The 12,234-nt window shown below is 74.5% G+C and carries 4 protein-coding genes and 2 pseudogenes; all 6 read right to left on the bottom strand.

Annotated elements, in window-relative coordinates:
• Positions 1 to 39 precede the first annotated feature (39 nt).
• The 6 genes and pseudogenes from QE370_RS09960 to QE370_RS09930 all read right to left on the bottom strand — a co-directional run bounded on the left by QE370_RS09960 (position 40) and on the right by QE370_RS09930 (position 12,173).
• Positions 40 to 513, bottom strand: a complete 474-nt coding sequence (locus QE370_RS09960; RefSeq protein WP_309634258.1) for a holo-ACP synthase — start codon at positions 511 to 513, stop codon at positions 40 to 42.
• Complete coding sequence (locus tag QE370_RS09955) at positions 510 to 7,382, bottom strand: polyketide synthase (RefSeq protein WP_309634257.1); 6,873 nt, start codon at positions 7,380 to 7,382, stop codon at positions 510 to 512. The genes QE370_RS09960 and QE370_RS09955 overlap by 4 nt, the downstream gene beginning before the upstream one ends.
• A 118-nt stretch (positions 7,383 to 7,500) precedes the next feature.
• Positions 7,501 to 9,081: pseudogene (locus QE370_RS18200) on the bottom strand (fatty acid synthase subunit beta domain-containing protein); the annotation flags it as partial.
• 1,112 nt (positions 9,082 to 10,193) lie between these two features.
• Positions 10,194 to 10,388, bottom strand: coding sequence for an SDR family oxidoreductase (locus QE370_RS09940; protein ID WP_309634255.1), 195 nt, complete (start codon positions 10,386 to 10,388; stop codon positions 10,194 to 10,196).
• A gap of 58 nt (positions 10,389 to 10,446) precedes the next feature.
• Positions 10,447 to 10,956: pseudogene (locus QE370_RS09935) on the bottom strand (SDR family NAD(P)-dependent oxidoreductase); the annotation flags it as partial.
• Positions 10,956 to 12,173 carry an acetyl-CoA C-acetyltransferase gene (locus tag QE370_RS09930; RefSeq protein ID WP_067855120.1) on the bottom strand — a complete coding sequence of 406 codons (1,218 nt, stop codon included), beginning with the start codon at positions 12,171 to 12,173 and terminating at the stop codon, positions 10,956 to 10,958. The gene QE370_RS09930 and the pseudogene QE370_RS09935, both read right to left, overlap by 1 nt.
• Positions 12,174 to 12,234: the final 61 nt, after the last annotated feature.

The raw sequence follows: 12,234 nt of genomic DNA, 5'->3' as shown, positions 1-12,234 counted from the left end.
CGTAAACGCGCACCCGACGGGAGGGTGGGCGGGGAGGGGTTAGTGGGTGAGGAGGACGTAGGCGAGGGCGTGGTCGGCGTCGTGGGTGAGGCTCAGGTGCGCCTCGACGTCGGGGAGGTGGGTGGCGACGGCGCCGAGCAGGCGCAGGCGGGGGCGGCCCCAGGCGTCGCACACGACCTCGACCTGGCGCAGCGCCTCGTCCCCCATCACCGGCGGTTCGCCGAAGAGCGAGGCCGACCACGCCTTCACCAGCGCCTCCTTCGCCGCCCAGCGCACGGCCAGGTGGCGCCCCGGGCCGCCACCGTGACCCGCCGCCCGGTCGGCGGCGTCACGCCGCTCCCCCGGCGTGAACACGTCCGCGAACCGCGACCCCGCCAGCTCCAGCTGCTGCTCGAACGACGGCACGTGCACGAGGTCCACGCCGACGCCCAGCACGCCGACGCCGGCGGGGACGGGCGCAGCCGCCCCCACCGCCGCCACCTCGACGGCTCCCCGGTCCACACCCGGCGTCACGAGCACGACGGCCCGACGTAGACGCCGTCGTCGCCGAGACGCGCCTGCGGGTCGAGCAGCACCGACGCCTCGCGACCGCGGACGCCGTCCGTGCCGAGCCGGCGGCCCGACGGACGCTCGTACGCCGACGCCGCACCGACCATCACCCGCGCGAGGCGCATCCGACCCGCGACGGCACGCTCGCGTGCCCGCGCCCGGTACGACGCGCGCTCGCCGTCAGGCAGCGCCTGCACGAACGCCTCCGGGTGGGCCAGCGCGATGAGACCGGCCACGTGGCCGAACCCGAGGCTGGTCACCAGGCCCGCCTTCAGCGGCGCACCGGCGAGCGGCTCGCGCAGCCACACCAGGTGCTCGTGCTCCGCCAGCACGTCGTCGACGCAGTCGAGGCTGCGGTTCGGCGGCAGGACGCCGCTCGCGAGCACCTGGGTGAGACCGATCAGCTGGAACGCCGCCGCACCGCCCTTCGCGTGCCCGGTCAGCGTCTTCTGCGACACGACGAACAGCGGGTTGCCCGCGCTGCGCCCGATCGCCGCCGCGAGCCGCTCGTGCAGCTCGGACTCGTTCGGGTCGTTCGCGGCCGTCGACGTGTCGTGCTTGCTCACGACGCCGACGTCGTCGGCGTCGAGGCCGAGCGCGCGCAGCGACCGAGCCAGCTGCGACTCGCGGCCGCCGATGCCTGCCGCCAGCGCCCCGATGCCGGGTGCCGGGATCGACGTGTGCACGCCGTCCGCGAAGGAGCCGGCGTACGCGACGACGGCGTGCACCGGCAGGCCCATCCGGGCGGCGACGTCGCCGCGCGCGAGCAGGAGGGTGCCACCGCCCTGCGACTCCACGAACCCGCCGCGCCGCCGGTCGTTGGCGCGGCTCACGCGCCGCGGGTCGATCCCCTGCGCGAGCATCGCGCCGGAGTCGGCCGTGGCCGACATGTCGGCGAAGCCGATGATCCCCTCGGTGCTGAGGTCGTCGAACCCACCGGCCACGACGAACTCCGCCTTGCCGACCGTGATCTTGTCGACGCCCTCCTCCACGGAGACGGCGGTGGTGGCGCACGCGGCGACCGGGTGGATCATCGCGCCGTAGCTGCCCACGTACGACTGCACGACGTGCGCGGCGATGACGTTCGGCAGCGCCTCCTGCAGGATGTCGTTCGGGTTGCTCTCCCCGAGCAGCGTGTTGATGTACAGCGCGTGCATGGAGGCCATGCCGCCCATGCCGGTGCCCTGCGTGTTGGCGACGAACGCCGGGTGCACCCAGCGCATCAGCTCGGCGGGCGTGAACCCGCTCGACAGGAACGCGTCGACGGTGCACACGAGGTTCCAGATCGCCACACGGTCGATGCTCTCGAGCATCTCGGCCGGCACGCCCCAGACGGCCGGGTCGAACCCGGTCGGGACCTGCCCGCCGATGGTGCGGGTGAGCTCCATCCGACGCGGCACGCGGATCTCGGTGCCGGCCTTGCGGGTCACGGTCCACTCGCCGTCCTGCGACGCGGTGATCGTCGTGCGCTCGGGGTCGGCGGCGTGCATGGCGCGCGCCTCGGCCTCGCTGCCGACGGCGAACGTCAGGTCCTGCTCGAGGAACACCGACGTCAGCAGCGGCGCGGTGTTGTCGACCATCGAGCCGTCGTCGCCGTACGTGCGGATGCCGCAGCGCTCGACGACGGCGTCGTGGTAGCGCTCGTGCACGTCGGCCTCGTCGACCGCCTCGTTCGTCTCGACGTCGTACCAGCCCTGGTTTGCGTCGTCCCAGGCCAGCAGCCCGGTGCTCCACGCCAGCTCCAGCACGCCAGCGGCGGAGAGCTCGTCGTGCACCTCCATCTCGAAGCGCGTGCGCGCCGAGCCGTAGGGGCCGAGCTCGCCCGTGCCGACGACGACCACGAGGTCCTCGGGACGCGCCGACACCTCGCCCCACGCGGGGGCGGTGGGGTCGGGCAGCTGCGCGGGCGACGGTGCGAGGGCCGCGACCGTCGCGACCTCGTCGGCGACGTCGGTGCTGGGTCGCTCCACGCCCTCGGCGAGGGCGCGCAGGTCGAGGTCGGCCTCGCCGAGGCCACCCGTCAGGTCGAGCTCGACCGGGGCGACGGCGGCCTGCTCGCGCACGAGCGCGGTGCAGCCCTGCTCGAGCAGCGCGGACGCCATCTCCTCGGGGCTCCAGGTGCGGACGCCCGCAGCCTCGACGGCCTGCACGAGCGGGTCGTTGCCGCCCATCAGGCCTGTGCCGCGGACCCAGCCGATGATGGCGTGGGTCAGGGTGACGCGCGACGACCACGCCTTCTCCGCACCCCACTTCGTGACGACGGCGTCGAGCGCGGCCTTGGCCTCGCCGTACGCGCCGTCGCCGCCGAACATGCCGCGGTTGGGCGAGCCCGGGAGCAGCACGTGCAGGCGCGAGGCGAGGTCGTGGTCGCGGCTGGTCGTGGCGAGGGCGCCGACGAGGCGCTCCACCGACCACAGCAGGATGCGGGCCTCGACCTCGGTGCGGCTGCCCGCGTCCGACAGGTCGCCCACGACGCGGCCGGCGGCGAACGGCACGAGCATCGTCGGCACGAGGGCCGGCTTGGTCACGTGCTTGGTGCTGCCGACCGTGCGCGACTGCTCGGCGACCACCCACGACGCGAGCGCGTCGACGTCGGCGAACGAGGCCATGTTGGCGGGGACCACCCAGAGGCGGGCACCGGCGCGGGCGTGCGAGCGGTAGAGCTCGCGGAAGAAGCCGACCTTGCGGCTGTCGAGGCCCGACGTGGTGGCGACCACCGTCGCGCCACCGGCGAGCAGCTCGCCCACCACCGACGCGGCGATGGAGCCGCGGCTGGCACCGGTGACGAGGGCGACGTCGTCGGCCCAGGCCCCGGGGGTCGTGTCGAGCGCGACGTCGGCCACCTGCTCCAGACGCCCCACGAGCCCTGCGTCGTCGGTGCGTCCGGCCCACCAGCGGGCCTGGGCCGCGACGACCTCGCCCGCACCCCTGAACCGGCTGGGCTCGACGTCGACCTGGCCCAGCGCGAGCCGCGCCAGGTCCTCACGGGCACTCGCCCACCGGTCGTCGAGCAGCACGGCGCGCCGCTCGTCGAAGGCGGGCGCGACGGCCTCGACCCAGTCGGAGCCGAGCTCGGCCTCCACCCGCGCGAGCACGCGCTGGGCGTCCTCGTCGGGCTCGGCACCATCTGCCGCCCAGGGCCCGGCACCCCCGCCGAGGTCGTCCAACCTCGCGAGCAGGTGACGGGCCGTGCTGGCGAGCACGCCGTCGGGGCCGGTGATCTCCCCGGTGATCTCGGCCAGGGCGGCGGCGTCGACGGTGGCGTCGGACCCCCCGGCCGCGGGCAGCGCGACGGTCACGCCGTGGCGTGCTGCCACGGACTGGACAGCCGCGTCGACGGCCGCGTCGACCTCGGCGCCGTTCGTCGGCGTGGCGACGGTGGCGAGGTCGCCCCCGCGCACGCTCGCACCGTCACGGGTGGAGAGCGCCAGCTCGGCCAGCACGTGGCTGGCCCACCCGGCGCCGAGCTGCCAGACGTCGGTGACCCGGTCGACGACGGACGACTGCTTGCGACCCGTCGGGCCGAGCACCTTCTTGAGGTGGTCGGCGAACGTCGCCGAGAGCACCGGACCGAACGGCTTGTAGCCGCGGGCCAGGCCCTTCACCTGCGCCGACAGCGTGGGCACGTCGGCGTCGGCCGCGCCGTCGATGGCGCCCAGCGACAGCTCGCCGCCGAGGTCGACCAGCAGCTGGTTGCGGCGCGACGACGCACCGTCGCACAGCGACTCGATGGAGTCGGCGGCGCCGATCTGCTCCGGGCGCAGCTTGGTCCACCACGCGATGAGCGTGCGGGTGCCGTCGGCGGCGTCGAAGGTGAGGTCGGCGGGTCGGGGTCCCGACGAGGTGGGAGCCGCGGCGGGCGCCGCGGCCACGGGAGCGGCTGCCGTGTCGGACGCGGCGGTCTCCTCGGCCACCTCGTCCTCGACCGGTGCCGGGTCCTCGTCGGTCGCGAAGACGGCGGCCGCGTCGCGCTCGATGTTCGCGACGTCGACGCCACGGGCACCGGTCGTCGCCTGCACCGTCGGGAGCTTGAGCGTCGACGACGCCAGGTTCGCGACCGTCGGTGACTGGCCCACCCCGATCTCCACGAAGCGCTCGACGCCGAGGCCGCCGTTCTCGACGCTCGCGAACATCAGGTCCTGCGTCTCGATCCAGCGCACCGGGCTGGCGAACTGCCACGCGAGCAGCTCGACGAGCAGCGTGCGGCACAGCGCCTGCGGACGCGCGCTCCAGGCGTCGACGTCGGCCAGGACGGCGTCGAGCGGCGAGGGGCCGACCAGGTCGGCGATCTCCTGGATGAAGTCCTGCGCGAGGGAGAACGGCCGCGGCACGAGGTTCGGCACGTAACGGCCCTCGAGGATCGACGGATCGATCTCGGCCGGCAGCAGCTCCTCCAGCCGGGCGCGGAAGTCCGGTACGCCGCCGTGCAGCACGCGCGAGTGGAAGGGCACGTCGATGCCGGGCACCAGGATGAACGCGGCCTTGCCGCCGAACCGCGCGCGACGCTCCGCGACGTCGGCCTCCAGGACCTCCAGGCCCCGCACCGTGCCGGCGATCGCGTACTGCGACCCGCGCAGGTTGTAGTTGACGATCTGCAGGAACTCGCCGCTGCGCTCGGCCACGCCGTCGACGTAGTCCGTCACCGTCTCCATCTGTCGCCCACGGCCCGACGCCCCCGCCGTGTCGTCCTCGAGCCCGATCTGCGAGGGACGGATCGCCGCCAGGCGGTAGTCGCTGCGGCCCTGCTCGTCGCGCGGGACGAGCGTGTGCATGACGGAGCCGCGCTGGAACACGACCTCGACGACCGCCTCGAGCGGGATCACGCCGGAGACCGCGGCGAGCGCGTTGTACTCGCCGACGGAGTGGCCCGCCAGCACGGAGCCCTCGACGAACGCGCCCGACTCGCGCAGCTCGGCCATCTGCGCGGCGCCGAGCACCGCCATGGCCACCTGCGTGAACTGGGTCAGGAACAGCACGCCGTCGGGGTGCTTGTGGGTGGTGCCGTGGGCGACGAGGACCGTCGGGTTGTCGCGCACGACGGTGAGGATCGAGAACCCGAGGGCGCTGCGGGTGTGCGCGTCGGCGCGGTCCCACACGGCCCGAGCCGCCTTCGACCGCTGGTAGCCCGCCATGCCCATGCCCGCGTGCTGGATGCCCTGGCCCGGGAACGCGTACGCGGTGCGCGGTGCACGCAGCCGCGCGGTGGCGGCCATGACGAGCTCACCGCCCGCCCGGCAGGTGACCTCGACGACCTCGTCGCCCTCGACGAGGGCGGTGCGCTCGGCCTTGACCGACACCTCGGCCCCCGGAGCCAGTGGGCTGAGCCAGCGGGTGGTCCAGCCGAGCAGGGTGCGCCCGGTCTGCTCGACGACGACGCGCTGCGCCGCGGCCGAGAGCCACATGCCGTGGGCGATCGGCTCGCCGAGACCCGCGAGGCGTGCGGCGGCCGTGCTGGTGTGGATGGGGTTGTGGTCGCCCGAGACCGCGGCGAACGCCCGCAGGTCGGCGGGAGCGGTGACCGTGCCCTCGGCGCGCGTACGACGCGGGGTCGGGTGCACCTCGACGTCCTCGAGCCGTCCGCCGGCGCGCACGGGCTCCCCGGCGTCGGCGTCGCCCGGGCGGCCGCGGACGCAGAAGCGCTCGACGAGCGTCGCGACCGTGGCGTCGTCCTGGCGGACCTCGACGTCGACCGTGACGACGCGTCCGAGGTCGGTGGCCTCCACCGAGCGCAGCGAGGCGCGGACGACGAGGTCGGCACCGTCGAGAGGCGTCGTCGCGAGGGCGACGGCGTGGTCGAGGTGGACGAGGTCGAGCATGCCCTCCACGACCGGCTCGCCCGACGCCGCGCGGGCCGCGCCGATGACGGCGAAGACCGCGGGCCAGGCCAGCCCGACGAGAGCGTCGGGGACGACGTCGGTGGTGGTGCCGGACGTGACGCCCGCGTGGTCGGCCACGACCTCGTCGCTCCAGGGGGCGACGAGCTCGGCGGCGCCGTCCGTCACGGTCGGCAGGGAGCCGCCCGCTGCAGCAGTCAGGAGGTCGAGCATGGCCGACGCGGCGGTCGCGGTCGGCACGACGGGCGCAGCGCCGGTGGCGACGGCGTCGGTCACGTCGAAGGTCAGGGTCAGGACCCGACCGGCACGGTCGAGCGGGACCGTCAGCTCGGCCGCGCTGCCCGCGCCGGTCAGCACCGCACCGGTCTCGGGGTGCTCCGCGCGCTCGGGCGCCACGATGACCCACCCGCTCGACGTCGAGGACGGGGACCCGAGTCGGTGGACGGGGTTGCGGACCATGCGGCCGGCCCAGACGGCGTCCGGCGCCGCCAGCACGAGCGAGACGGCGCCGTCGGCACCCTCCGCGCGCCGCAGGCCGACGACCTCGCGCGGCGCAGCACCTGCGGCGAGCACCGCGTCGACCGTCGCGTCCTCGAAGCGGCGCAGCAGGTCGCCCACCGGCTCGTCGACACGCGTGATGCCGGCGACCGAGACGGTGCCGGGGATGACGCAGACCTGGTCGGCGCCGAAGCGCGGGTCGTGCGCCTGCCACAGCGAGTCCGAGCGCCACCAGCGGCGCACGTCGGCATCGACCACGGGCACGAACGGCACGGGCTTGCCCGGACGACGGCACACCTGCACGAAGAACGGCACGTCGGCCGGGTGCAGCACGACGTCGTCGGCGGCCGGGTAGGTCTCCCGCAGGGCCGCAAGGGCCGCCGCCGCGTCCTCGACGTCGGCCGGCGCCGCGAAGAGCGTGGCGACGTCGCCGTGGTCCTCGGGCGCCAGACGCGCCTCGGCGCGCTGGAGCATCGCGTGGAAGCGGTCGCGCAGGGTCACGTCCAGCCAGGTCGAGCCGCCCACCCGCATCGGCGCCGGTCGGCGCGACACGGTCGGTCGTCAGCCCGGCGAAACGCTCGAGCCAGGCGCCGTAGGTCATGGCCGCGACGTCGCCGAAGTACGGCTTGGCGGTGCGGTCGAGCGCCTCGACGATCTCGTCGCGTCGGGCCGCGACGGCGTCGGCGTCGCCGGCCACCTCGTCGAGCAGGCGGCCGGTGCGCGAGGCGGTGTTGTCGATCTCGTGGATGTCGGCGCCGAGCTGGCTGCGACCCGACGCCATGCCGCCCGACGCGTGGCCCGCACCCACCCAGCCGGTGGTGCCGGGGGTGTCGACGAGCAGCTGCTTGACGTCGGGCGCGGTCGTGGCCTCGAGCGTCGCCATGGCGGCCGTGCCGACGAGCACGCCGTCGAGCGGCATGACCGGGTGGCCGTGGGCGCGCGCCCACTCGCCGGTCAGGTAGGCCGCGGCGACCTCGGGCGTGCCGATGCCGCCGCCGACGCACACCACGACGTTGTCGTGCGCGCGCAGCTGGGCGTAGGTGGCGACGAGCAGGTCGTCGAGGTCCTCCCAGGAGTGGTGACCGCCGGCCTTCCCGCCCTCGATCTGGATCATCACCGGACGCGGTGCGACCTGCTCCGCGATGGCGAGCACCTGACGGATCTGCGCGACGGTGCCCGGCTTGAACGCGACGTGCTGGACGCCCGCCTCCGAGAGCTCCTCGACGAGCGCGACGGCCTCGTCGAGCTCGGGGACGCCCGCGGTGACGACGACGCCGTCGACCGGGGCACCGGCCGCGCGCGCCTTCTGCACCAGGCGCTGGCCACCGAGCTGCAGCTTCCAGAGGTACGGGTCGAGGAAGAGCGAGTTGAACTGGAACGTGCGGCCCTCGTCGAGCAGCTCGCGCAGCTCGACCATGCGGTCGGCGAAGATCGGCTCGCTCACCTGCCCGCCGCCGGCCAGCTCGGCCCAGAACCCGGCGTTGGCGGCAGCGGCGACGATCTTCGCGTCGACCGTCGTGGGCGTCATGCCTGCGAGGAGGACGGGTGAGAGGCCGGTGAGGCGCGTGAAGGCGGTCTCGACGCGCAGCGAGCCGTCGGGCAGCGTGGCGGCCGTGGGGGCGTAGGAGCTCCAGGGGCGGCTGCGGCGCGGCGCGGCGCCAGGGACGGTGAGCTCACGGTGCCCGCGTCGGGTCGCCACGGAAACGACGCCCACTCCCCGGACCTTGGCCTCGCCGGCGCTGAGGCGCGCCGCGAGGTCGCCGGGACCGACGTCGAGCAGCCACTCGGCGCCGGCGTCGAGGACGCGCTCGACCTCCGCGACCCAGTCGACCGGGTCGACGATCGCCCGACGCGTGAGCCGGCGGGCCTGCTCGGCGTCGAGACCGCAGGCGTCGGCCCACGTCGCGGCGAGGTCGGCGGCGGCGTCGAGGTCGGGGTGGTGGAAGGCGAGCTGCGCGGCGACCGGCTCCACGACGGGCGCGAACGGGGCGCCGCCGGTCACCTTGCGGGCCCGCTCGTCCTTCTCCGCCGCCGCGAGCTCGTCGAGCAGCGCCACGGCGCGCCGCAGACCCTCCTGCGGCCCGGACAGCACGACGGCACGGCGACCGTTGCGCAGGCGGGTGACGACACCAGCCGAGGCGGGCAGCGACGCCAGGGCTGCGGCGACCCGCTCGGGGCTCTCCCCCGACACGCTGAGCATGGTCGCGCCGAGCAGGTCACGGCGACGACCGACGACCTGCGCGGCGGCGCCCGCCAGCCGGGCGTGGGCGTAGAGGTCGGCCGGGTCGGCCCCCGCCAGGGCCTCCACCACGTAGGCGCCCTGGGAGTGCCCCGCGGAGGCGACCGGCGGCGTCGCGACGACGTCGAGGCCCTGGCGCTCGAGCGCGGCGAGGCCGGCCAGCTGGGTCAGCAGGATGCCGGGCACGGACACGGCGGGCGCCTGCAGCGCCGCCGCGTCGGGGACCTCCGGCGCGTCGTCGTCCTCGGCCGACTCGCCGACGGCGAGCGCGTCGAGCCAGGCGAGCGGCGCGACGTCGACGCCCGTGCGCAGCAGCTCGGTGGCGACCGGCGCGAGACGCTGCTCGGCGCGCGCGACGAGACCGGCGACGTCGGACTCGAGGGCGAAGTCGCGCACGAGCGCGGCGAGCGGCTCGAGCCACGGCTCCCCCTGCCCGCCGGCGACCACGGCGTACCGCTGGCCCCCTCGGAGCCGGTCGACCAGCGCCTCGCGGCGGCCTCCCGTGGCGGTGGTGGTGCTCGTCGGGCTCGTGGGGGTGGTGGTCACGTCGTGATACCTCGCTGCGACAGATGGGCGGAGATGCCATCGTCGCAAAACGTGAGAAGAACCTCAAGTTTATTCCGAGGGTTTCCTCATGTTCTTCGTGTCACATCAGGGTGCGCGCGCCCGGGCTGCTCGTGACCTGCGGCTGCGCTGCCTCGGCTCGGCGTCGACCTGCCCTCCGAAAGGGCTTCGACCCGCCGGTGCGCGCCGGTCGGCCGAGCCTGCGGGCGCGCCATCGGTGGATCGGCAACATCAGCAGCGTCCCTGCGGTTGCTGAGCCACCGACGGCCCGGCCCGGCGCCCCCATCGGTGGGTGAGCAACGACAGGACGCCCGCTGTGGTTGCTCAGCCACCCACGACCCGGGGAGCCCCGCAGACCCGGCCAGGCCCCACGCACCGTTCGGTCGAGGCCTCTCGGAGACCGACCCGGGACCCAGCCGCAGCAGCGCAGCCGCAGGACGACGCAGGACGACGCAGGACGACCCCGCAGCCACCAGGTGGCCGCGGGGTCGTCCAGGACTCCAGCGTCGTCAGACGCCGCCGGTCAGCAGCAGGCCGCCGTCGGCGGTGATCGTCTGACCGGTGAGCCAGGCCGCGTCGTCGGACAGCAGGAAGCCGACGACGCCGGCGATGTCCTCGGGCAGGCCGAGCCGCTTGAGCGGGTACGGCGCCGACACCTCGTCCTCGCGGCCCTCGTACAGCGCCTTCGCGAACTTCGTCTTCACGACGGCCGGCGCGACACCCGTTGACCCGGATGTCCGGGCCGAGCTCGACCGCCAGCTCCTCGGTCACGTGGATGAGCGCCGACTTCGACGCGCCGTACATGCCGATGTTCGGGGCCGGCTTCAGCCCGGCCACCGACGACACGTTGACGATGGCGCCGCCGTGCTCGGCCATCCACTGCCGGTAGGCCTGCTGCGCCCACGCGACGGCCGACAGCACGTTGACCGCGAAGATCTTCGCCGCAGCCTCGAGGTCGATGTCGATCATGCGCCCGTACACCGGGTTGATGCCAGTGTTGTTCACCAGGAAGTCGAGCCGACCGAACCGCTCGATCGCGGTGCGGACCGCCTCCTCCTGGTGCGCGGCGTCGTCGCCCGAGCCGGCGACGAACGCGGCCCGGTCGGCCCCGAGCGACGCCACGGCCTCCTCGAGCGCGTCCGCCTTGCGCGCCGTGACCAGCACCCGCGCCCCGTCGTCGACGAGGCGCTGCGCGATGCCCAGGCCGATCCCCCGGCTCGCGCCGGTGACGACCGCGACCTTCCCGGCGAAGCGACCCTCCCCGGCGGCCATCAGGACAGCCGCTCGATGACCATCGCCATGCCCATGCCGCCGCCGACGCACATCGACTCGACGCCGAACTGCTTGTCGTGCCACTGCAGGGAGTTGATGAGCGTGCTGGTGATGCGCGCGCCGGTCATGCCGAACGGGTGCCCGACGGCGATCGCGCCGCCGTTGACGTTGAGCTTCTCCAGCGGGATGCCGAGCACCTTCGCCGAGCCCCACGACTGGACCGCGAAGGCCTCGTTGATCTCGTAGAGGTCGATGTCGTCGATGCCCATGCCGGCGTTGCGCAGCGCGGCCGGGATGGCCTCGACGGGGCCGAGGCCCATGATCTCCGGCGAGAGACCGGTGACGGCCGTCGAGACGATGCGCGCGAGCGGCGTCAGGCCGAGCGCCTTGGCCTTCTCGTCGCTCATGATGACCACGGCGGCGGCGCCGTCGTTGAGCGGACACGCGTTGCCGGCCGTCACGGTGCCGTCGGGACGGAACACCGGCTTGAGCTGGCTCACAGCCTCCAGCGTCACGCCGGCGCGAGGTCCGTCGTCCTTGGAGACGACGGTGCCGTCGGGCAGCGTCACCGGGGTGATGTCCTTGGCCCAGAAGCCGGACTCGATGGCCGCCTCCGCGAGGTTCTGGCTGCGGACGCCGAACTCGTCCTGCTCCTCGCGGCTCATGCCGAGGTGCTGGGCGACGTTCTCGGCCGTCTGGCCCATCGCGATGTAGAGGTCGGGCAGCTCGCCGCTCTCGCGCGGGTCCGTCCAGGTGTCGGCGCCCCCCTCGGCGCGCTTCGCGGTGCGGGCGATCGCGTCCGCGAACAGCGGGTTCTCCGAGCCGGGCAGGTCGGAGAAGCCGTTCTGGAAGCGGCTCACCGTCTCGACACCGGCCGAGATGTAGGCGTCGCCCTCGCCGGCCTTGATGGCGTGGAACGCCATGCGGGTCGTCTGCAGCGACGACGAGCAGTAGCGGTTCACGGTGACGCCCGGCAGGTGGTCCATGCCGGAGAGCACGGCCACGGCGCGGGCCAGGTTGTGACCCGCCTCGCCGGCCGGCTGGCCGACACCGAGGTGCAGGTCGGTGATGTCCTTCGGGTCGAGCCCGGGGACCTTCTCGAGGGCGGCCTGCACCATCTGCACGGTGAGGTCGTCAGGACGCATGTCCTTCAGCGAGCCCTTGACGGCGCGGCCGATGGGCGAGCGGGCGGTCGAGACGATGACGGCTTCGGTCATGGTGCTGCCTTCCGGTGGTGGGGTCGTGCGGCGTCGTGCAGGTGCGGGGCCCGTGCCCCCG

The organism is Aeromicrobium sp. SORGH_AS_0981 (assembly GCF_031453195.1).
Lineage (GTDB): Bacteria > Actinomycetota > Actinomycetes > Propionibacteriales > Nocardioidaceae > Aeromicrobium.
Note: the sequence above shows the minus strand (reverse complement) of the source record. Positions and strands in the feature narration are given on the sequence as shown.

Coding starts and splice junctions, on each gene's coding strand:
- QE370_RS09930 (WP_067855120.1), bottom strand. CDS start 12,173: ATGACCGAAGCCGTCATCGTCTCGACCGCCCGCTCGCCCATCGGCCGC.